The sequence below is a fragment of the Novosphingobium sp. genome, from assembly GCF_040398825.1.
In the GTDB taxonomy this organism is placed as follows: domain Bacteria; phylum Pseudomonadota; class Alphaproteobacteria; order Sphingomonadales; family Sphingomonadaceae; genus Novosphingobium.
Genome location: NZ_JBBATI010000018.1, coordinates 42,649 through 63,850, shown reverse-complemented (window position 1 = coordinate 63,850; position 21,202 = coordinate 42,649). Strand labels below are relative to the sequence as shown.

Genomic DNA, 21,202 nt, shown 5'->3' with positions numbered 1-21,202 from the left:
CGTGCCGCCCGATCACCTGATCCGGCGACGATGCGCTTTTGACGACCTCGACACTTTCGACGACACACTATTCGGCAACAACCACAGGAGAACCGAAAATAGCTCCCCCTCCCCGGCGCATGATGGCGCCCCCCGTCAAGAGCGGGCCCCGCTTTAACCAGATGATCAACGTGCCCAAAGTGCGCGTGATCGACGAGAACGGCGAAAACCTGGGTGTCATGTACACCCGCGAAGCGATTGATCAGGCGGCCGAAGTCGGCCTTGACCTGGTTGAGGTGTCGCCCAACGCCGACCCGCCGGTGTGCAAATTCCTGGACGTTGGCAAGTTCCGCTACGAAGCGCAAAAAAAGGCCAACCTCGCCCGCAAGAGCCAAAAGACGCAGGAGATCAAAGAGATCAAGATGCGTCCCAACATCGATGACCACGATTACGATACCAAGATGAAGAACGTCCATCGCTTCATCGAAGACGGCGACAAGGTGAAGATCACCCTGCGCTTTCGCGGTCGTGAACTGTCGCACCAACAGCTGGGGATGAACCTGCTGCGCAAGGTGCAGGACGATGTTGCCGAAGTGGCCAAGGTCGAGGCATTTCCGCGCATGGAAGGCCGGCAGATGCTGATGGTGCTGTCACCCAAGTAATTGCAGGTCTGCGACGCAATTCAACCCAACAGGGCGCGGTGTAAAACCCGCGCCCTTTTGCGTATCAGCCCCGGCGCGGGCACCGCATTGGCTGGACAAACCGGGCACCCATGCGCCACAGCTTTGCCCCGGAACCATGGCAGACCAGACATCTTTCAACCGGCCGATAATCGGGCCGCAACACGATACGGGCGGGTTGCTCGCATCGCCGCTGAAACTGTTGTCCGGAACTTTGGTGGCGATGGCGACGATCTTCATCGTTTCCACCATCGGCTATGTCGCGGCGGGCTGGTCGCTGGGCGATGCGGCGTTCATGGTGCTGACCACGGTCTATTCGGTCGGCTATGGCGAAGTGCGCCCGGTCGATACGCTGTTCCTGCGGCTGTGGACGACGATGACCATCGTGCTGGGATGCACCGGCATGATCGTGCTGACCGGCGCGCTGATCCAGGTGTTCAACCTCTATCAGTTCCGCCGCCTTTTGGGATTGGACCGCATGCAAAGCGAAATCGAACAGCTGGACGCGCACGCCATCGTCTGCGGCTATGGCCGGATCGGGGTGCAGCTGGCCAAGGCGCTGACCGAGGCACGCCATCCGTTTTTGATCATCGAGCGCGATCCTGCCAAGGCCGAAGAGGCGCGCGCCGCCGGATACCTGATCCTGATCGGCGAAGCGACGCAGGAAGAAACGCTGAAACAGGCCGGGGTGACGCGCGCGCGGGTGCTCGCCTGCGTGTTGCCCGACGATGCCGCCAACGTGTTCATCACGCTGTCGGCGCGCAATCTGGCCCCGGCGATCCAGATCATCGCACGCGGAGAAGCGCCCTCCACCGAAAACAAGCTGTTCCATGCCGGGGCCGACAAAGTGGTGCTGCCCACCCACATCGGCGCCGAACGGATCACCGAACTGATCCTGTTTCCCGCCACCGAAAGCATGCTGGGCGACATTCGCGAAGTCGGCACGATCAAAAGCAATCTCAACAACTTCGGGCTGGATCTTGAAGTGGTAACGGCGGGCGCCGGTGGCGCGCTGACAGGGCTGACGGTGGGCGAAGCCGAACGCCAGGGCAATGGCGCGTTCTTTATCGTGCAGATCGACCGCACCAATGACCAATCGATCCAGCACCCTGGTGAAGACGTGCGGATCGAACCGGGCGACCTGATCCTGCTTGTGGTGCGCGGCAGCCGCCTGTCGGCCGGCGCAATCTTCAACGCCCCGGCCCCGCGCAAGCGGCACGGACGGATGTTTATTGGCTAGGGCACGGCCCGGCGATGCGATGAAACGGCGCGTTGCGGGCGGCCCGAAAGGTCGATACCCCCCGCCGCACTGACGCGACAAGGACGCATATTGCCATGGACCAATTCACGCGATCACCCACGGGATTGGCCCGCCGCAGCCTGATCGCGGGGTTCGGGCTGGCGGCGCTGATGCCGGCCGTGGTGACGGGCGCCACGGTGCGCCGGGCGATCCGCGGCGGGCACAAACGCTTTGCCTTTGCCCAGGTCGATGTGTTTTCGCCGCAGGCCTACCGGGGCAATCCGCTGGCCGTGGTCATCGCCGCCGATGGTTTGAGCGATGCGGAAATGGCGCTGTTTTCCAAATGGACCAACCTGAGCGAAACAACGTTCCTGCTGCGCCCGACCCGGCCCGAGGCCGATTATCACTTGCGCATCTTTTCACAAGGCACCGAACTGCCATTCGCCGGCCATCCAACGCTGGGCAGCTGCCACGTCTGGCTGTCAGCCGGCGGAAAGCCAAAGGGTGCGCATATCGTGCAGGAATGCGGCGTCGGGCTGGTGCGCCTGCGCCATGCCTCTGGACGACTGGCGTTTGAGGCGCCGCCGTTGCGCAAATCGCTGCCTGTCGAGCCCGCCGTGCTCGACCGCCTGTGCCGGGGTCTGGGCCTGGCCCAGGGCGAAGTGACCGCAGCGCGCCTGCTCGATGGCGGGCTGGAGGTGATCGCGCTGATGATCACCAGCCGCGACCGCCTGCTGGCGCTCAAACCTGATTGGGCGACCATGGCGACCGATGGCGTTGGCCTGATCGCGCCCTATGCCCCCCGCCCCGCGCCCGGCCAGCCCGATTTTGAAGTGCGGGTGTTCGATCAGACGCTGACCGGATCGGAAGACCCCGTCACCGGCAGCTTCAACGCCGCCGTCGCCCGCTGGCTGATCGGCGCGCACATGGCCCCCGACCACTACCTGGTCAGCCAGGGCACCGTGCTGGGCCGCAGTGGCCGCATCCATGTGGACCAGGACGCCGATGGCCTGTGGATCGGTGGCGATGTGACCGACCGGATCACGGGGTCGGTGGTGTTCTGACGCCACTTGGGCTTATGACCGCAGATAATCCCGCCGAAACTGCGCCGCAAACCCGGCGAACCGCCCCTCCGCAATCGCCGCGCGCATCCCCGCCATCAATTGCTGGTAAAACCACAGGTTGTGTTCGGTCAGCAGCATCGCGCCCAGCATTTCGCCGGCGCGGTGCAGGTGGTGGAGATAGGCGCGGCTGTAGCGGGTGCAGACCGGGCACGGGCAGCGGGGGTCGAGTGGATCGCTGTCATCGGCATGGCGGGCGTTGCGCAAGTTGACCGGGCCGGCCCAGGTGAAGCCCTGGCCGTTGCGGCCGGATCGGGTGGGCAGCACGCAATCGAACATATCGACGCCGCGTTCGACCGCGCCGACCAGATCGTCGGGCTTGCCCACGCCCATCAGATAGCGCGGGGCGGTTGCGGGCAATTGGCCGGGGGCGAAATCGAGCGTGGCGAACATCGCTTCCTGCCCTTCGCCCACGGCCAGGCCACCGATGGCATAGCCGTCAAAGCCGATCGCGGTCAGCGCGCCGGCGCTTTCGGCGCGCAGGCGTTCATCCAGCCCGCCCTGCTGGATGCCGAACAGCGCCGATCGTTCGGCGTGGTCGCCGCCGGCGTCAAACCCGTCGCGGCTGCGGCGGGCCCAGCGCATCGACATTTCCATCGACCGCGCAATCACATCGCGCGGCTGGTCAATCTTGGGGCATTCGTCGAACGCCATGACGATGTCGGAACCCAGCAATCGCTGAATTTCCATCGATCGTTCGGGGCTGAGCATATGCCGTGATCCATCGAGATGGCTGGCAAAGGTCACGCCATCTTCGGTAATCTTGCGCAAGGACGCCAGGCTCATCACCTGATAGCCGCCGCTGTCGGTCAGAATCGGGCGGTCCCATCCGCCAAATTTGTGCAGGCCCCCCAAACGCGCCATGCGTTCGGCGCCGGGGCGCAACATCAGGTGATAGGTGTTGCCCAGGATAATGTCGGCGCCGCTGGCGCGCACATCGTCCATCTTCATCGCCTTGACCGTGGCGGCGGTGCCGACCGGCATGAACGCGGGCGTGCGGATCTGCCCGCGCTGCATATGGATTACGCCGGTGCGTGCGCGGCCATCGGTGGCGTGGATGTGAAAGGCAAAACGGGTCATGAAACAATGCTGTCTGTAAAAATCAGGGATTGCGGCCTTTAGGCGCGATTGCCATGGGCTGCAAATGACCTTGATCGCCCTGCTCGAACCCGTCGCCGTCAGCCCGCTGGTGTTTGCCGTGCTGACCGGGGTGGCGGTGGTGACCGGCACGGTCGATGCGATTGCCGGTGGTGGCGGGCTGATCATGATGCCCACGCTGATCGCCACCGGGCTGCCGCTGCACCTGGTGCTGGGCACCAACAAGCTGCAATCGATTTTGGGCACCAGCGTGGCGACCGCGCGGTTTCATCGGGCTGGCATGCTGTCGTTCCGGCGCGGGCTGCCGCTGGCCATGCTCAGCCTGGGTGGATCGGTGGCCGGCGCGGCGCTGATCGCACGGATCGATGCGCATGTGCTGGGGCTGATCGTGCCGCTGCTGCTGATCGGCGTGGCGATTTATACCGTGCGGTCGCGGCGAATGGATGACCGCGACGCGCCGCCGCGGTTGAGCGCGCGCGGCTATGCCCCGGTGGCGGGCGCGATCGGGTTTTACGACGGCTTTTTCGGGCCGGGCGCGGGGCAGTTCTATGCCGCCAGCCTGGTATCGCTGCGCGGGATGGGCCTGACCCGCGCCATGGGCCTGACCAAGCTGCTGAACGTCGCCAGCAATCTGGGCAGCCTGCTGGTGTTTGCGGCGGGCGGCCATGTGCTGTGGCTGCTGGGGCTGACCATGGGCGTGGGCGCGATGACCGGCGCGCTGATCGGCAGCCGGCTGGCCACCCGCCACGGCGCGGCGGTGATCCGGCCGCTGCTAGTAACGGTCAGCCTGGCATTGACGGCCAAGCTGATCTGGGGCTGGTTTGCGGCATAGGGTGGTTTGACGCGTCGCGAAACGCGCGCATGTTGAGCCCTTCCCCTCAGGGGAAGGGTTGGGTAGGGGTGTCCGACGCGGCGATGGCGCGCGACAATGCGGGCGCTGGACACCCCTCCCCAACCCCTCCCCTGAGGGGCGGGGCTTAAGTCGGCTCAATCACACGGCAACACTCTAGCTCATCGCCAGGACCAGGTTGCGCACTTGCGGATAGATCTGGGTTTCCCATTTCGATCCGGAAAACACGCCATAATGGCCGACGCCCGGTTGCAGGTGGTGGCGTTTCAGATGGGGGCGCAGGCTGGTGCACAGCAAATGCGCCGCCGCGGTCTGGCCCACCCCGCAGATGTCGTCGCGTTCGCCCTCAACCGTCAGCAGCGCGGTGCGGCGGATCGTGCTGCAATCGACAGGCTTGCCACGATGGACCAGTTCGCCGCGCGCCAGCGACGCGCGCTGAAACACCTGGTCGATGGTTTCCAGATAGAATTCTGCCGTAAGATCAAGCACCGAGAAATATTCGATATAGAAATCGCGGATCTTGTCCGCATCGCCATGGCGTTCATCGGCCAACGCCTGATAGAACCGGCGGAACTGTTCCAGATGGCGCGGCAGGTTCATCGACATGAACGCGTTCAATTGCATGAACCCGGGATAGACCCGCCGGCCAGCGCCGGGATAGCGCGCCGGCACGCGTGAAATCAGGTTGGCTTCAAACCAGGCCAGCGAATGCGATGCGGCCAGTTCGTTGACCACGGTCGGCGCCTCTCGCACGTCGATCGGCCCGCCCATGAGCGTCATCGTGCGCGGCTGGCACGGGTCGCGTTCACCCGCCATTACCGCCACTGCCGCCAGCGCGGGAACGCACGGCTGGCACACCGCGAACAGATGGCTTTGCGGGCCAAGATGCCGCAGAAACGCAATGATATAGTCGGTATAATCCTCCAGCCCGAACGCCCCGTCGGACAGCGGCACTTCACGCGCATGGCGCCAGTCGGTTACATAGACGTCGTGATCGCGCAGCAGTACCTCGATCGTATGGCGCAGCAACGTGGCATAATGGCCCGACAGCGGCGCCACCACCAGCATTGCCGGCTGTGGCGTGTCGATGCCATCCTTGGCGAAATGCAGCAGATCGCCAAATGGCAGCGACAGGGCGACTGATTCGCGCACCGGCACCATCTGGTTGCCCACCGGCACCGCCTTGATGGCGAACGGCGGGCGCGTGCTGATCACGCTGGCCAGCGCATAGCTGTCGGCCAGGGCATGAAACCGCCGCACCCAATCGTTACGATCGGCATCGGGCCACAGGCGGTCGCGCATCGCCAGCAGTCCGCGGGCCATGCGCCGCGATGGCTCCATCAGATCGGTAAACGCCTGAAACGCTGCGTACACGCGGGTTCCTTTTGCAAACGGCATAGGCCTGCGATGAATCACACCGCCACCATGGCTTGTTCCCTTTATGCTGCGCTGCATCAATGCGCTTGGCAAGCGTATCATGACATGATTACCTGCGGGCACAGTCCAGCACAGGAAACCCACGATGGCAGGCAAACGGGCAGTCACGATCGTCAGATCACGCGCGATCCTGACCATTTCCAGCAAGACCTATTCCGCCTGGTCACTGCGCGGGTGGTTGCTGTGCCAGCTGGCCGGGCTGGATGTGGAGGAACGCCGCGTCGAACGCAGCGCCAGCGACAGCGCAGAACTGCTGCTGCTCAGCCCGTCGGTGCTGGTACCGCGGCTGACCCACGAAGGCGCCAGCGTGTGGGATACGCTGGCCATCGCCGAATACCTGAACGAGCTGTACCCTGCAGCGCACATGCTGCCCGATGATCGCCTGGCGCGGGCGCATTGCCGGTCGATCGCCGGCGAAATCCATTCCGGGTTCACCAATCTGCGGTCCGCGCTGCCGATGAACCTGAAAATGCGGCACGACAAGTTTCCCGTTTTTTCAGGCGCGCGGCCCGATATCGAACGGATCGAGGCGATCTGGCAGGAATGCCTGGCCACCTATGGCGGGCCATACCTGTTCGGGGCAAAACCGACCATCGCCGATGCCATGTATGCCCCCGTCACCACCCGGTTCCGCACTTATGCGGTAAAGCTGAGCGCGCCCAGCGACGCCTATTGCGACACCATCGCCGCCTGGGAACCGATGCGCGTGTGGCAGGCCGGCGCGGAGGCCGAGGTTGAGGATTTCGAGGAGCTGGACGTGGAATTCTAAGGCGCAGGGATCAGCAGGCTGGCATCGCCATAGCTGTAGAACCGGTATTCATCGGCGATAGCATGGGCGTAAACCGCCTGCATCCGCTCAAGCCCCATCAGTGCCGACACCAGCATGAACAGCGTTGACTTCGGCAGGTGGAAATTGGTCATCAGGCCGTCGATGGCGCAAAATGTGTACCCGGGCGTGATGAAGATCGACGTGTCGCCGGCAAATGCGCGGATTACGCGATCATCGCCGGTGGCGCTTTCCAGCAGGCGCAGGCTGGTGGTGCCGACCGCGATCACGCGCCCGCCGCGCGCGCGTGCAGCGTTCAACCGCTCCGCCACATCGGCTTCGATCCGGCCCCATTCGGCGTGCATGGCGTGGTCGGCGGTGTCATCGGCCTTGACCGGCAGGAACGTACCAGCGCCGACATGCAGGGTGAGCGTTTCGTGTGCGATGCCCGAATCGGCCAGCGTGGTCATCAGTTCCGGCGTGAAGTGCAACGCGGCGGTGGGCGCCGCCACCGCGCCGTCGCGCGCGGCAAACATCGTCTGGTAATCGGCGCGATCCGCCTCATCGGTCGGGCGTTTGCCGGCGATATAGGGCGGCAGTGGCATGCGCCCGGCGCGTTCCAGCAGCACCTCCACCGGTTCGTCGCCGGCGAACGCCAGGGTAAAACTGCCGTCGGCATGGCGGGTTTCGGCCATCGCGCTGACGCCGGCGGCGAATTCGATCGTTTCGCCGGTGCGCAGGCGCTTGGCATTGCGCACGAACGCCTGCCAGCGGCGCAGATCGACGCGTTTGTGCAGGGTAACGCCGATTTTGGCGTCGCCCCGGTGCCCTTCGAGTTGCGCCGGAATCACGCGGGTATCGTTGAACACCAGCACATCGCCGGCGCGCAGCAGGTGCGGCAGGTCGCGCACGGTGTGGTCGCCAAACGCGCCGGACCCCGGCACATGCAGCATTCGCGCGGCATCGCGCGGCCGCGCCGGGCGCAGCGCGATCCGTTCGGGCGGCAGAACGAAATCGAACAGGTCAACGCGCATGGGTCAGTGCCGTCGGCTTGCGCCGGTTATTGCGCGACCGAATGGTTGAGCATGTCGGCGGTGATCGTGCGCGGGGCGGCGGATTCGGGCGCGATCACCAGTGCGGGTTTGTGATCGGCGGCGATCGAGGCCTGGATGATGCGGGTGGGGTGCGCGGGCGGTTCGCCGCGCACGATGCGGTCCACTTCGCCCATGCCGGTCATCACGCGGCCGAAATTGGTGTATTTGCGATCGAGCGCCGATTTGGGATAGAACACGATGAAGAACTGGCTGTTGGCCGAATTGGGTTCATCGGTGCGCGCCATCGACACCGTACCGCGGCCGTGCGGCACATCGTTGAATTCCGCATCAAGATCGGGCAGTTTTGACCCGCCCTGCCCGGTCCCGGTCGGGTCACCGGTCTGCGCCATGAAGCCATCGATCACCCGGTGAAAAATTACGCCATCGTAAAAACCCTGCCGAGTCAGCGTCTTGATACGTTCGATATGGTGCGGCGCCCACTGTGGCACCAGCCGGATCGCCACGCGGCCGCCGTTGGAGAGATAAAGGATCAGCACGTTTTCGGGATCGTGGGTTTCATCGGCGTCGATCAGATAATTGATCGCGGCGGACGATACCACGCGATCAACCTTGAACGGTTTGATATCGGCCTTGGTCGATTCCTTTGCCTGCGCCATTGCCGGCGTCGCAGACATTGGGGCAAGCAACGCGGCGCCAAGCGCGAAAGAGGCAAGCACGCGAAATCGCATCAACAACCATCCCATCGAAAACAAGCCCTGCGGATAGGCGAGCCAGCCTTAGCCTGCAATGAACATTTCTTTGCCAAAATTCGCGAAAAAGCGAATTTTGGAGTCGGCACCGGCCCGCTCCCCGCGACGAAAATCACGAAAACGTCCGGGGGACGTTTTCGCTGAGGAGCCGACCGCCCAACGATAGTAACCTATGGGCGGTCGGGTGGGGGAGCGGGCCGGTGCCGACTAAAAAAACAAAAGATTGTTCAATAATCCCCCAGCTGCCCCTGCGACCGGACCCGCGCCACCACCTCATCCCGCACCGATTCCGAAACGAACTGGGTGATGTCGCCGCCGAACATCGCGATTTCCTTCACCAGTTTCGATGCGATCGGTTGCAGGCTGACATCGGCCATCAGGAACACCGTTTCGATGCGGTTGTTCAGCTGCTGGTTCATCCCTGCCATCTGGTATTCGTATTCGAAATCGGCCACCGCGCGCAGGCCGCGCACGATCACGCTGGCGCCCTGATGTTCGGCAAATTTCATCAGCAGCGCGTTGAACCCGGTCACTTCGACATTGGTCAGGCCCTGTTCGACGACATCGCGCCGCACCATCGCGATGCGTTCTTCGGGGGTGAACATCGGGTTTTTAGACATGTTGGTGGTCACCCCGATGATCAACCGGTCCACCAGCTTTGCCCCGCGCCGGATGATATCGCGGTGACCGCGCGTAACCGGGTCAAACGTGCCCGGATAGACCCCGATCCGTTCCCGAAAATCGCCGACGTGATCGCCCATATCCCTGTTCCCCCCATCGCCACTTTTTTGGTATGCGGCGCAGATGTCCGGTCGCCCTACCGGTCGCGATCAACAATGAAACGGGCGATCGCGCGCAGCAATTCCGCCTCTTCACCGTGCGAACCCAGATACTGGACCGCCTGATCGACCAGCATGTGCGCCTGTTTGCGCGCACGTTCGGCGCCCAACAGCGACACAAACGTCTGCTTGCCCGCCTCGGCATCCTTGCGCAGCGCCTTGCCCGCCGCGGCCTCATCACCTTCGGCATCCAGCAGATCGTCGACAATCTGGAACGCCAGCCCGATATCGCGGGCATAGCCACGCAGCAGTGCGCGCCCCTCTGCCGGCAATTTGCCCAGGATCGCGCCCATTTCCACCGCCGCGCCCAGCAATGCGCCGGTTTTCAGCTGTTGCAGGCGCGATACCGTGGCCAGGTCAAACGCGGTGGTTTCGGCCACCATGTCCATCATCTGCCCGCCGGCCATGCCCAGCGCACCGCTGGCCAGCGCCAGCGTGCGCACCAGTTCGATACGCGTGAACGGATCGCCGATCAGCGCCGGGTCGGACAGGATTTCAAACGCCAGCGCGTGCAGGGAATCGCCCGCCAGCACCGCGGTCGCTTCGTCAAAGGCGATATGCAGCGTGGGTTTGCCATGACGCAGATCGTCGTTGTCCATGCACGGCAGATCATCATGGATCAGCGAATAGACGTGGATCGCCTCGATCGCAGTGCCGACGCGTACCGCCACGCTGCGATCGACACCAAACATCGTTGCCACTGCCGTCACCAGCAACGGGCGCAGCCGCTTGCCCCCACCGATGGTGGCATAGCGCATCGCCAGGAACAGGCGGTCGCGCGCATCCCCCGGCACCGGCAGCACGGTATCGAAACAGGCATCGACCTCTTTGGCGATGCGTGTCAACGCGTCGCCCAGCAGGGTATCGGGATAATCGAGCGGCACGTCATTGATGGCCATCGCGATTACCCTTCCGAAACTGTATCAAACGGCCGCGTGCCCGTCGCCCGGCCATCGCGGTCGGCAACCACTGCCTCAATCCGCGCCTGCGCCGCGTCCAGCCGGGTCTGGCAATGCGCGCGCAGGGCATCGCCCCGGGTATAAAGCGCGATCGATTCGTCCAGCGGCGCCTCCCCGCTTTCCAGCCGCCGCACGACGTCTTCGAGGGCTTTGAGCGCGTCTTCGAACGATAGCGCGGCGATATCGGGTTGGCTGGTCATCACACAAGGACAATTGACGCCCCGCGCTGGTACGGTCAAGCCCGTGACCACAGAGTCTGTTGCGAAAGTACCACCCACCGCCCCGCACCCCCGTCCCATCCGCCCACAGGGTACCTTAACCGGGCGGATGGGACGGGGGTGCGGGGCGCTGGGTGGTACAAAGCCGCTTGGCTGCGACATTCGCAACAGACTCACAGAAAATTGCGGGTCCGCAGCGACAAAGGGAGACCAAAGCGATGAAATGGCTGATCGGATATGGCGTGGCGGCGCTGGTGTTTGGCGCGTTGGACGCATGCTGGCTGGGCTGGGCCGGGTCGCGCGTCTATCGCCCGGCGCTGGGCGATCTGCTGGCGCCCGATTTCCGCGCCGGCCCGGCGCTGGTGTTCTATCTGTTCTATCTGGCCGGGATGGTATGGTTTGCGGTGCGCCCGGGCGTGGCCGATGGTGTCGGCACGGCCGCGATGAACGCCGCGCTGCTGGGCGGGCTGTGCTATGCCACCTATGACCTGACCAACCAGGCGACCCTGGCGCGCTGGCCGGTGTGGCTGACCGTGACCGACATCGCCTGGGGCAGCTTTGCCACCGCGCTGGCGGCCAGTGTGGCCACCGCCGCGGTGCGCAAATTCGGCTGATACGCCATGTTCATCGGGCACTACGCGCCGGCATTTGTGGCATCGGGCACGCGCAACGGCCCGCCGCTGGGGCTGGGCCTGTTCGCCACGCAGCTGATCGATGTGGCGTTTTTCAGCTTTGCGATGGTGGGCATCGAACACTACCGGCTGACCCCGCAGGCCACCGCCACCAACTGGCTCGATCTGTATGACATGCCCTACACCCACAGTCTGCTGGGCGCGTCGTGCTGGGGGCTGGCGCTGGCGCTGGTTGCGCTGGCGGTCTGGCACAACCGTGCAATGGCGGTGATGATCGCCGCGCTGGTGGTGTCGCACTGGCTGCTGGACCTGCTGGTGCACCGGCCCGATCTGACGCTGGCGGGTGGACTGCCACTGCTGGGGTTGGGTTTGTGGAACGTCCCGGTCCTTGAAAAGCCGATCGAACTGGCGATAACATTCGGGTCGCTGGCATTTTATCTGGGGCGCACCCGGCCGGTTGCGCGCTGGGCCAGGCTCGTCCTGGTGCTGCTGGTTGCGGAATTGCTGATCTTTCAGGCGATCGACTGGTTTGGCGCGCGCACCACGCAACTGGAAATCGGCCAGCAGGAACTGGCTCTGTTTGCCTATGCCGCGGTGATCGTGACCGGGGCGCTGGTCGGCCTATCGCGACAGGCAAAAGTGTAAAAAAACCGGGTGCAACTTTGCCTCGTGATGTTCTAGGGCCAGTGCCATGACCGCACAAACCAGCACAATCTCCGCCGAGACCGTCGCCGCCCACGGGTTTACCGATGAGGAATATGCCCGCGTGCTGCACGCGCTGGGGCGCGAACCCAATCTGGTGGAGCTGGGCATATTTTCGGTGATGTGGTCGGAACATTGCTCTTACAAATCCAGCCGGCTGCATCTGAAAAAGCTGCCGACCACGGCGCCCTGGGTGATCTGTGGCCCGGGCGAAAACGCCGGGGTGATCGACATCGGCGATGGCCAGGCGGCGATCTTCAAGATGGAAAGCCACAACCACCCCAGTTACATCGAACCCTATCAGGGCGCGGCGACCGGGGTTGGCGGCATTTTGCGCGATGTGTTCACGATGGGCGCGCGGCCGGTGGCCAACCTGAATGCGTTGCGGTTTGGCCGGCCTGATCACCCGAAGATGAAGCATCTGGTGCAGGGCGTGGTGGCCGGCATCGGCGGGTATGGCAATTGCGTGGGCGTGCCAACGGTCGGCGGCGAAACCAATTTCCACACGGCCTATGACGGCAACATCCTGGTCAACGCGATGACCGTGGGGGTGGCTGACACCGACAAGATTTTCTATTCGGCCGCCACCGGCCTTGGCAATCCGATCGTCTATGTCGGGTCGAAAACCGGGCGTGACGGCATTCATGGCGCGACCATGGCCAGCGCCGATTTTGATGACCACAGCGATGAAAAGCGCCCGACCGTGCAAGTGGGCGACCCGTTCACCGAAAAGCTGCTGATCGAGGCGTGCCTGGAACTGATGGCGACCGATGCGATCGTCGCCATCCAGGACATGGGCGCGGCCGGACTGACGTCAAGCTCGGTCGAAATGGCCAGCAAGGGCGGCGCCGGCATCAGGCTGAACATGAACATGGTGCCGTGTCGTGAAACCGGCATGACCCCCTATGAAATGATGCTGTCGGAAAGCCAGGAGCGCATGCTGATGGTGCTGAAACCCGGCAAGGAAGCCATGGCGGAGGCGATTTTCAGCAAGTGGGAACTGGATTTTGCGGTGATCGGCGAAGTGACCGACACCGGCCACATGGTGCTGGAATGGAACGGCGCTGTGGTCTGCGACATTCCGCTTGATCCGCTCGCCGATGAAGCGCCGCTGTACGATCGTCCGCATCTTTCATTGGCCGATTACAAAACCTGGGCAGCCGTGACGGCGCTGGGCGACGTTCCCGCCAGCAGCGATCCGGGTGCTGACCTGCTGACGCTGATCGGATGCCCCGATCTGGCCAGCCGGCGCTGGATCTGGGAACAGTATGACAGCCAGGTCGGCGCCGATACCTTGCAGAAATCGGGCGGCGACGCGGCGGTAGTGCGTATCCACGGCAGCGACAAGGCGCTGGCGATGACCACCGATTGCACCCCGCGCTATTGCTATGCCGACCCGTATGAAGGCGGCAAGCAGGCGGTGGCCGAAACCTGGCGCAATCTGTGCGCGGTGGGCGCAACCCCGCTGGCGATCACCAATTGCCTGAACTTTGCCAATCCGCAGCGCCCCGAAATCATGGCGCAGATCGTTGAAGCGCTGAACGGCATGGGCGATGCCTGCCGCGCGCTCGATTATCCGATCGTGTCGGGCAATGTGTCGCTGTACAACGAATCCAGGGCGACCGGCGGTGGCAGCGCGATCCTGCCCACCCCGGCGATCGGCGGGGTGGGCCTCATGCTCGATCACGCCACGATGGCGACAATCCGGTTCAAGGCCGCGGGCGAGGCAATCTGGCTGATCGGCGGGCCGGAGGCGGGCGGGCATCTTGGCCAGTCGCTGTACGTCCGCGAAATTCTGGGGGCGGAGGCCGGCGCGCCGCCGCCAGTTGATCTGGCGCAGGAACGCCGCAATGGCGAATTCGTGCGCGAACTTATCGCCGACGCCCGCGTCAGCGCGGTGCACGACATTGCCGATGGCGGGCTGTTGGTGGCGCTTGCCGAAATGGCGATGGCCAGCGGCATCGGCTGCACGATCGATGGCGCGCTGGATACGGCGGCAGCGTTTGGCGAAGACCAGAGCCGTTACCTGGTGACCACGCCGGTCGATGCCGACCTGTCAGCGCCGGGTGTTGCTGCGCGGCGGATCGGGACGACCGGCGGCACTGCGGTGCGCGGCAACGGTTTTGCGGTGACGGTGGCGGATTTGAACGCGCGCAATGCCGCGTTTTTTGCGGAATGGATGGAAGGCTGACACTCTTAAAGCCCTTCCCTTCAGGGGAGGGGTGTCCGACGCCGGATTTGCAGCGCGTCACATCAGCGCAGGACACCCCCACCCGACCCTCCCCCTGAGGGGGAGGGCTTTTTCAGTTGGGCTTTTGTTCAGGCCGCCTGCGCCAGCGCGTGGTCGCGCACGATCGGCGCTTTGCCCAGCAGGTCATAGGGGTTTACGCCGATGCGGCGCCATTCGGCATGCGCGGCATGGTAGTTTTGCGCGGGGGTGATGTTCAGCCGGCGACGCACTTCATCAATCGGCAGCGGCAGCAGTTCGGTGATCGATTGTTCCAGCAGGCGCGGGCAAGCCTTGCCCAGCCGCTGGCCTTCGCGCACCGCGCGCAGCACCGGCGCGCTGCTCTTCACGGTCTTTTTCATGTTCAGCGCGGCCAGATAGCCAATGAACAAGTGCGCCGGGCTGGGCTGCTGGCTGTAAGTAAACGCCAGCACGCACGCCTCCCCCAGCGAATCGCGGCCATAGCCGGTCAGCACGTGGAGCATATCGTGGACATCGCGCGCGCGGTTCAGATACCAGTCGAACTGGTCGTGAAACTTTGGCTTGTCCTTGGCAAACAGCGCAAATTCATCGACCAGACCCTGCGCGGTCAGCCCTTCACGCTCCATGAAATCGCAATAGGCATGCGCCAGCGAACCGGCCGGCATGCGGCGCAGCGCGGCATGATCGTCGAGCACCGCCGGCAGGTACGGTTCGCGCGCCACGATTGCCCGCCCGCGTTCGCTGGTCAGGAAGCGCAGCCCGGCATTGCGCATCCCGTTCCAGGGCAGCGCTTCAAAAATGCGGAACACTTCTTCGGTGCGTTCCTTGTCCTTCAACAGCTGGCGAAAATGGCGGTACGCCTTGGCCGGGCGCGTGCGCAGCACCGGGCGGTTTTCATCATACAGCGGCAGTTCTGCCTGGATGGCAAACGGGATCGCATTCATGGCCGATAACACCCTGGTTGGTCGCAGTCCGATTGATCGTGACGCGATACTAACATTGATGTAAATAATTCGTCAATCCGTGACCCAGTGGTCGCGCGAAATTCCGTAAAGGTCCAAAATCGCGGTCAAATCCCCGCGATCCACGCGGCCGTGGGCCGCCGCGCGGGCGGTCGGCTTGGCGCGAAAGGCGATACCGTGGGTGGCCGCGCGAATCATCGGAATATCATTGGCACCATCGCCTGCGGCCAGGCTGACCGTTCCCTCCCCGATCCGCGCGGCTTCATCGATCAGCACCGCGCGTTTGACCGTGTTGTCAACGATGTCGCCCGTCACCACGCCGGTCAGCACGCCGCCGGCCACGCCCAAATGGTTGGCCACCACCCGGTCAAACCCCAGCGCCGCGCCGACGGTATCGGCAAAGGCATGAAACCCGCCGGTGACCAGCACGGTATGCGCGCCCAGCGCTTTCAGCGTGCGCACCAGCGTCGCCGCGCCCGCCGTGGGCCTGATCCGCTGATCCAGGCAATCGGCAATCGCGGATTCAGACAATCCGGCCAGCAGCGCCACGCGTTCGTGCAGCGCGGCGGCGAAATCCAGCTCGCCCCGCATCGCGCGTTCGGTAATCGCGGCGATACGGTCCTTCAGCCCGGCAAAATCGGCCAGTTCATCAATGCATTCCTGGCCGATCATGGTCGAATCCATGTCCGACACAAACAGGCGCGGCCAATCGATCGGCCCGGCCGCCAGCAGCATGTCGGCATCGCCAAAATGCGCATCGATCACGCGCCGCACCGCTTCGGCATCGACCGGGGCATCGCCGTCGACGATTTCGAGTTCCAGCACGTCGGGATTGCTGTCCAGCATCCCTGCCCCCAGCACCTCGGCGCCGGTGTCCTCTATTTTGTCCATGACGACCGCAAGCCGGTCTCCAAGTGTGTCAGGGTCTGCTATCAGCCGGGCAATGAACACCGATATATCCTCAAATCATGATGGGCAAAGGCCGCGTGTCGCGCTCATCGCAGGGCCAACCGCCAGCGGCAAGAGCGATCTTGCCGTGCGTCTGGCGCAATCCGTGCCGCGCGCGGTAGTCATCAACGCCGACAGCGCGCAAGTCTATGCCGACCTGGCGGTGCTGAGCGCGCGGCCCGGTCCGGACGAGATGCGCGGGGTGCCGCACCGGCTGTTTGGCGGCTGGGACGGTGCGCAGGCCTGTTCGGCCGCCGATTGGGCCGCGGCGGCGCGCGATGCCATCGATGCCGCGCATGCGGCCGATGCGCTGCCGATCCTGGTCGGCGGTACTGGCCTTTATATCCGCACGCTGCTGGATGGCATCGCGCCGATCCCGCCGATTGACCCAGACGTCCGCGCAGCGGTGCGCGCCATGCCGGTGGCCCAGGCCTATGCCGCACTGCGCCGCGAAGATCGCGCACGCGCCGCCGCACTCGCCCCCGCCGATGCCACCCGCATTGCCCGCGCGCTGGAGGTGGTGCGATCGACCGGCACGCCGATCACCGTGTGGCAGGCGCAGCGCGAAGGCGGCATTGCCGACCGCATAGCGCTGTCTGCCGTGGTGCTGATGCCCGATCGCGACTGGCTGTACCAACGCTGCGACCAGCGTTTCGCCGCGATGTGGCATGCCGGCGCGATCGATGAGGTGCGCGCGCTGCTGGCGCGCGGGCTGGACCCTGATCTGCCGGTGATGCGCGCGATCGGCGTGCGCGATGCGGCGGCGTTTCTGGCCGGCGAATGCGATGCCGCCACTGCCATCGCCGCCGGGCAGCAGGCCACGCGCAACTATGCCAAGCGCCAATACACCTGGCTGCGCCATCAGCCGCCCGCGCAATGGCCCCGGCTTACGCATGAAAATTACGCTGAAAATGCCAATTTAGCAGCATTGTTTCAATTATAGCGGGTTGACATGATCATTTGTATCACATAGCAGGCCGCAGCGTGCCGATGGCGACCTTGCGTCGTGCATCTGCGCCATTGTTTTGACCGTCACCCCGGCGGATCACCGGGGTTTTTTGCTGTTTTTCACCGGCGATTGGGCTATCGGCCCCGTCTTTGCCGCCAGATTGAAGGGTTTCACACGTGAGCACCGAGCGCAGCGGCGCCGAAATCCTGGTCGAAAGCCTGGTCGCCAAGGGGGTCGAATTCGTGTTCGGCTATCCCGGCGGGGCCGTGCTGCCGATCTATGACGCGCTGTTTGGCGATGAACGCATCCGCCACATCCTGGTCCGGCACGAGGCCGGCGCCGCGCATGCGGCCGAAGGATACGCGCGCGCCACTGGCAAACCCGGCGTGGTGCTGGTCACATCCGGCCCCGGCGCGACCAACGCGGTCACCGGGATTGCCGATGCCTTCATGGATTCGATCCCGATGGTGGTCATCACCGGGCAGGTCCCCACCGGCCTGATCGGCACAGACGCCTTTCAAGAGGCGGATACCGTCGGCATCACGCGCCACTGCACCAAACACAACTATCTGGTGAAGGACGCCGCCGAGCTGGCCACGATCGTCGATGAGGCGTTTCATATCGCCACCGCCGGCCGTCCCGGCCCGGTGGTCATCGATATCCCAAAGGACGTGCAGATCGCCACCGCGCCCTGGTCGGGCCAGCCCAACCAGCGCCGCACGCGTTACGCGCCGCAGACCATTGCGCCCAATGCCGATATCGAACGCGCAATGGCATTGATTGCGGCGGCCGAGGCACCGGTGTTCTATACCGGTGGCGGCGTGATCAACGCCGGACCTGAGGCGAGCCGGCACTTGCGCGAATTGCAGCGGCTGACCGGCGCGCCCGTTACCTCCACGCTGATGGGGCTGGGCGCGTTTCCGGCGTCCGATCCGGCGTGGCTGGGCATGCTGGGCATGCATGGCACCTATGAAGCCAACATGGCGATGAACCGCGCCGATCTGATCATCGCCGTCGGCGCGCGGTTTGATGACCGCGTGACCGGGCGGCTGGATGCGTTTGCCCCCAATTCGATCAAGATCCACATCGATATCGACCGCGCATCGATCAACAAGACCGTGCAGGTCGATCTGCCGGTGATCGGCGATTGCGCGGTCGTGCTGGGCCAGATGATCGACACCTGGCACGCGGCCGGGCACGCCCGGGTTGATCTGACCGACTGGTTCGCCCGCATCGATGGTTGGCGCGCGCGGCGCAGCCTGGCCTATCCGGCGCGCGGGCCGGAAATCATGCCGCAAAAGGCGATCGAGCGGCTGTATGACCTTACCCGCGACCGCGATCCGGTGATCAGCACCGAGGTGGGCCAGCACCAGATGTGGGCGGCGCAGTATTTCCATTTCCACAGTCCCAACAAGTGGCTGACTTCGGGCGGGCTCGGCACCATGGGCTATGGCCTGCCCGCGGCGATCGGCGCGCAGGCCGGGCTGCCCGATGCGCTGGTGATCGACATCGCCGGTGACGCATCGATCCAGATGAACATTCAGGAACTGGGCACCGCCACGCAATACCGCCTGCCGGTCAAGGTGTTCGTGCTCAACAACGAATGGATGGGCATGGTCCGCCAGTGGCAGGAACTGACCTATGAAAGCCGCTATTCGAATTCCTATTCGGACAGCCTGCCCGATTTCGTCAAACTGGCCGAGGCCTATGGCTGGAAAGGCATCCGCATCACCACGCTGGATGAACTCGACGCCGGGATTCAGGCGATGATCGACCACCCCGGCCCCGTCTTCGTCGATTGCCTGGTGGTGAAAGAGGCCAATTGCTATCCGATGATCCCGTCGGGCGCGGCGCATACCGACATGATCCTGTATGGTGACGAAGTCGCCGGCACGATGGACGACGCCGCCAAGGCGCTGGTGTAAGGAAATCCCGATGAACACCATGACTGCCGAGGCGCAGGAACGTCACGTCCTGACCATCACCGTCGACAACGAAGCGGGCATTCTGGCCAAGATCGCCGGTCTGTTTACCGCGCGCGGCTATAACATCGACAGCCTGACCGTGGCCGACATCACCGACAACCATGAGGTGAGCCGAATCACCATCGTCACCCACGGCCCGCCGACCATCATCGACCAGATCCGCGCACAGCTGGAACGGCTGGTGCCGGTGCACAAGGTCGTCGATCTGACCGAAGTCGGGCCCTACGTGGAACGCGAACTGGCGCTGATCAAGGTCGCCGGCACCGGCAACACCCGGGTGGAAGCACTGCGCATGGCCGACATCTTTCGCGCCAAAGTGGTCGATACCACCACGTCCAGCTTTGTGTTCGAACTGACCGGCGCGCCCGAAAAGATCGACAGTTTTGTCGCGCTGATGAAACAGCTGGGCCTGGTCGAGGTCGGCCGCACCGGCGTTGTCGGCATGGTCCGCGGTGAACACGCCGCCTGAATGTATTGCCTGTTTTCCTATCCCCATTTGCAGAAACGGAACCGACATGAAGGTCTATTACGACGCCGACGCCGATCTTAACCTGATCACGGGCAAAAACATCGTCATCCTGGGCTATGGCAGCCAGGGCCACGCCCATGCGCAAAACCTGCGCGATTCGGGCGTGAAGAACGTCGCGGTCGCGCTGCGCCCCGGTTCGGCCACCGCCGCCAAGGCCGAAGCCGCCGGTTTCACGGTGATGGCCAATGCCGATGCCGCCAAATGGGCCGACATCCTGATGATCCTGGCGCCCGATGAGCACCAGGCCGCCATCTATGCCGATGATATCCACGCCAACCTGCGCCCCGGCGCCGCGCTGGCGTTTGCGCACGGGCTCAACGTGCACTTTGGCCTGATCGAGCCGCGCATGGATATCGACGTGATCATGATCGCGCCAAAGGGCCCCGGCCACACCGTGCGCGGCGAATATGTCAAAGGCGGCGGCGTGCCCTGCCTGATCGCGGTGGCGCAGGATTCCACCGGCAACGCCCACGACATCGCGCTGGCATACGCTTCGGGCGTTGGCGGCGGCCGTTCGGGCGTGATCGAAACCAATTTCAAGGAAGAATGCGAAACCGACCTGTTCGGCGAACAGGCCGTGCTGTGCGGCGGTTTGACCCACCTCATCCAGGCCGGGTTCGAAACGCTGGTCGAGGCCGGCTATGCCCCGGAAATGGCCTATTTCGAATGCCTGCACGAAGTGAAGCTGATCGTCGACCTGATCTATGAAGGCGGCATCGCCAACATGCGCTATTCAATCAGCAACACCGCCGAATATGGCGACATCACCACCGGGCCGCGCCTGATCACTTCGGAAACCAAGGCCGAAATGAAGCGCGTGCTCGCCGACATCCAGGCCGGCCGCTTCGTCAAAAACTTCGTGCTCGACAATCGCGCCGGCCAGCCCGAACTGAAAGCCGCGCGCAAAGCCGCCGCCGCCCACCCGATCGAACAGACCGGCGCCGCCCTGCGCGCCATGATGCCCTGGATCGGCGCCAACAAACTGGTCGACCAGACCAAGAACTAAGCCGCCGCTTTCAGCAAAGAACAAACTGCCTCCGGCGGGCGCTTTCTGCTTTCTGCCTCCGGCGGGCAGGGGCTATTGCCCTTGCATCCCGTTACCTTCCCTACTTCGTCACACCGGGCTTGACCTGTACAGCTTGACCCGGGGTGACGCTTCCTGCCTGCGGCGCAAAGGCCAAAAGCGTCATGCCGGATCAAATCCGGCATGACGACAGGGGCTGTTCTGGCACCCACCCCACGCACCTTGCCTCCCCCCGCCAATCCGCTACCCTCCACCCCGGCGGCACCAAGAC

The 21,202-nt window shown here is 64.2% G+C and carries 22 protein-coding genes; 12 read left to right on the top strand and 10 right to left on the bottom strand.

Annotated elements, in window-relative coordinates:
• Nucleotides 1-119 precede the first annotated feature (119 nt).
• Nucleotides 120-641, top strand: coding sequence for a translation initiation factor IF-3 (gene infC / locus ABWP89_RS10630; RefSeq protein ID WP_353229184.1), 522 nt, complete (start codon nt 120-122; stop codon nt 639-641).
• Here infC and ABWP89_RS10625 read toward each other — a convergent pair.
• Complete coding sequence (locus ABWP89_RS10625; protein ID WP_353229154.1) at nt 630-899, bottom strand: hypothetical protein; 270 nt, start codon at nt 897-899, stop codon at nt 630-632. The genes infC and ABWP89_RS10625 overlap by 12 nt on opposite strands.
• Between ABWP89_RS10625 and ABWP89_RS10620 the strand changes: the two genes are divergently transcribed.
• Entirely contained in the window at nt 883-1,899 is a 1,017-nt protein-coding gene (locus ABWP89_RS10620; protein WP_353229153.1) for a potassium channel family protein, read from the top strand. The two genes, ABWP89_RS10625 and ABWP89_RS10620, sit on opposite strands and share 17 nt — an antisense overlap.
• Before the next feature lie 95 nt (nt 1,900-1,994).
• A complete protein-coding gene (locus tag ABWP89_RS10615; RefSeq protein ID WP_353229152.1) occupies nt 1,995-2,963 on the top strand; it encodes a PhzF family phenazine biosynthesis protein in 969 nt (322 codons plus the stop codon).
• A gap of 12 nt (nt 2,964-2,975) precedes the next feature.
• Here the strand turns inward: ABWP89_RS10615 and tgt are convergent, their stop codons facing one another.
• Entirely contained in the window at nt 2,976-4,100 is a 1,125-nt protein-coding gene (tgt, locus tag ABWP89_RS10610; protein ID WP_353229151.1) for a tRNA guanosine(34) transglycosylase Tgt, read from the bottom strand.
• Between the two features lie 64 nt (nt 4,101-4,164).
• Here tgt and ABWP89_RS10605 point away from each other — a divergent pair, with 64 nt between their 5' ends.
• Nucleotides 4,165-4,950 carry a TSUP family transporter gene (locus ABWP89_RS10605; RefSeq protein ID WP_353229150.1) on the top strand — a complete coding sequence of 262 codons (786 nt, stop codon included), beginning with the start codon at nt 4,165-4,167 and terminating at the stop codon, nt 4,948-4,950.
• Nucleotides 4,951-5,124: 174 nt separating this feature from the next.
• Here the strand turns inward: ABWP89_RS10605 and ABWP89_RS10600 are convergent, their stop codons facing one another.
• Nucleotides 5,125-6,366, bottom strand: a complete 1,242-nt coding sequence (locus ABWP89_RS10600) for a polyhydroxyalkanoate depolymerase (protein ID WP_353229149.1) — start codon at nt 6,364-6,366, stop codon at nt 5,125-5,127.
• A 124-nt stretch (nt 6,367-6,490) separates the two neighbouring features.
• Between ABWP89_RS10600 and ABWP89_RS10595 the strand changes: the two genes are divergently transcribed.
• Nucleotides 6,491-7,174 (top strand): glutathione S-transferase, encoded by a 684-nt coding sequence (locus ABWP89_RS10595; RefSeq protein WP_353229148.1) that lies wholly within the window; start codon nt 6,491-6,493, stop codon nt 7,172-7,174.
• On the opposite strand, the gene queA is transcribed toward ABWP89_RS10595, so the two are convergent.
• From queA to ABWP89_RS10570, 5 genes are all read right to left on the bottom strand, one after another.
• Entirely contained in the window at nt 7,171-8,205 is a 1,035-nt protein-coding gene (queA, locus tag ABWP89_RS10590) for a tRNA preQ1(34) S-adenosylmethionine ribosyltransferase-isomerase QueA (RefSeq protein WP_353229147.1), read from the bottom strand. The two genes, ABWP89_RS10595 and queA, sit on opposite strands and share 4 nt — an antisense overlap.
• A gap of 26 nt (nt 8,206-8,231) precedes the next feature.
• Entirely contained in the window at nt 8,232-8,954 is a 723-nt protein-coding gene (locus ABWP89_RS10585; RefSeq protein ID WP_353229146.1) for a peptidylprolyl isomerase, read from the bottom strand.
• Between the two features lie 248 nt (nt 8,955-9,202).
• A complete protein-coding gene (gene coaD, locus ABWP89_RS10580; protein ID WP_353229145.1) occupies nt 9,203-9,736 on the bottom strand; it encodes a pantetheine-phosphate adenylyltransferase in 534 nt (177 codons plus the stop codon).
• A gap of 56 nt (nt 9,737-9,792) precedes the next feature.
• The gene (locus tag ABWP89_RS10575) at nt 9,793-10,713 is read right to left on the bottom strand and encodes a polyprenyl synthetase family protein (protein WP_353229144.1); all 921 of its coding nucleotides are present in this window, start codon (nt 10,711-10,713) and stop codon (nt 9,793-9,795) included.
• A 5-nt stretch (nt 10,714-10,718) separates the two neighbouring features.
• Nucleotides 10,719-10,973: an exodeoxyribonuclease VII small subunit gene (locus ABWP89_RS10570; RefSeq protein ID WP_353229142.1), complete on the bottom strand. Its 255-nt coding sequence runs from the start codon at nt 10,971-10,973 to the stop codon at nt 10,719-10,721.
• A gap of 236 nt (nt 10,974-11,209) precedes the next feature.
• Between ABWP89_RS10570 and ABWP89_RS10565 the strand changes: the two genes are divergently transcribed.
• Genes ABWP89_RS10565 through purL form a run of 3 tightly spaced genes read left to right on the top strand, consistent with a single transcriptional unit; the run spans nt 11,210 to nt 14,516 of the window.
• On the top strand, nt 11,210-11,605 hold the full coding sequence (locus ABWP89_RS10565) for a DUF2177 family protein (protein ID WP_353229141.1): 396 nt from the start codon (nt 11,210-11,212) through the stop codon (nt 11,603-11,605).
• A 6-nt stretch (nt 11,606-11,611) separates the two neighbouring features.
• Nucleotides 11,612-12,268 (top strand): hypothetical protein, encoded by a 657-nt coding sequence (locus tag ABWP89_RS10560; protein ID WP_353229139.1) that lies wholly within the window; start codon nt 11,612-11,614, stop codon nt 12,266-12,268.
• Between the two features lie 46 nt (nt 12,269-12,314).
• On the top strand, nt 12,315-14,516 hold the full coding sequence (gene purL, locus ABWP89_RS10555; RefSeq protein ID WP_353229138.1) for a phosphoribosylformylglycinamidine synthase subunit PurL: 2,202 nt from the start codon (nt 12,315-12,317) through the stop codon (nt 14,514-14,516).
• A gap of 128 nt (nt 14,517-14,644) precedes the next feature.
• Here the strand turns inward: purL and ABWP89_RS10550 are convergent, their stop codons facing one another.
• Together ABWP89_RS10550 and serB are read right to left on the bottom strand one after the other, a co-directional pair.
• Entirely contained in the window at nt 14,645-15,478 is an 834-nt protein-coding gene (locus ABWP89_RS10550; protein WP_353229136.1) for a Coq4 family protein, read from the bottom strand.
• 72 nt (nt 15,479-15,550) lie between these two features.
• Nucleotides 15,551-16,387, bottom strand: a complete 837-nt coding sequence (gene serB, locus ABWP89_RS10545) for a phosphoserine phosphatase SerB (protein ID WP_353229135.1) — start codon at nt 16,385-16,387, stop codon at nt 15,551-15,553.
• Nucleotides 16,388-16,439: 52 nt separating this feature from the next.
• On the opposite strand from serB, the gene miaA reads away from it, so the two are divergent.
• From miaA to ilvC, 4 genes are all read left to right on the top strand, one after another.
• Complete coding sequence (gene miaA / locus ABWP89_RS10540) at nt 16,440-17,387, top strand: tRNA (adenosine(37)-N6)-dimethylallyltransferase MiaA (protein WP_353229133.1); 948 nt, start codon at nt 16,440-16,442, stop codon at nt 17,385-17,387.
• 182 nt (nt 17,388-17,569) lie between these two features.
• On the top strand, nt 17,570-19,318 hold the full coding sequence (ilvB, locus tag ABWP89_RS10535; RefSeq protein WP_353229132.1) for a biosynthetic-type acetolactate synthase large subunit: 1,749 nt from the start codon (nt 17,570-17,572) through the stop codon (nt 19,316-19,318).
• Between the two features lie 10 nt (nt 19,319-19,328).
• Nucleotides 19,329-19,847 carry an acetolactate synthase small subunit gene (ilvN, locus tag ABWP89_RS10530; protein ID WP_353229130.1) on the top strand — a complete coding sequence of 173 codons (519 nt, stop codon included), beginning with the start codon at nt 19,329-19,331 and terminating at the stop codon, nt 19,845-19,847.
• 46 nt (nt 19,848-19,893) lie between these two features.
• Nucleotides 19,894-20,913 carry a ketol-acid reductoisomerase gene (gene ilvC / locus ABWP89_RS10525; RefSeq protein ID WP_353229129.1) on the top strand — a complete coding sequence of 340 codons (1,020 nt, stop codon included), beginning with the start codon at nt 19,894-19,896 and terminating at the stop codon, nt 20,911-20,913.
• Nucleotides 20,914-21,202 lie beyond the last annotated feature (289 nt).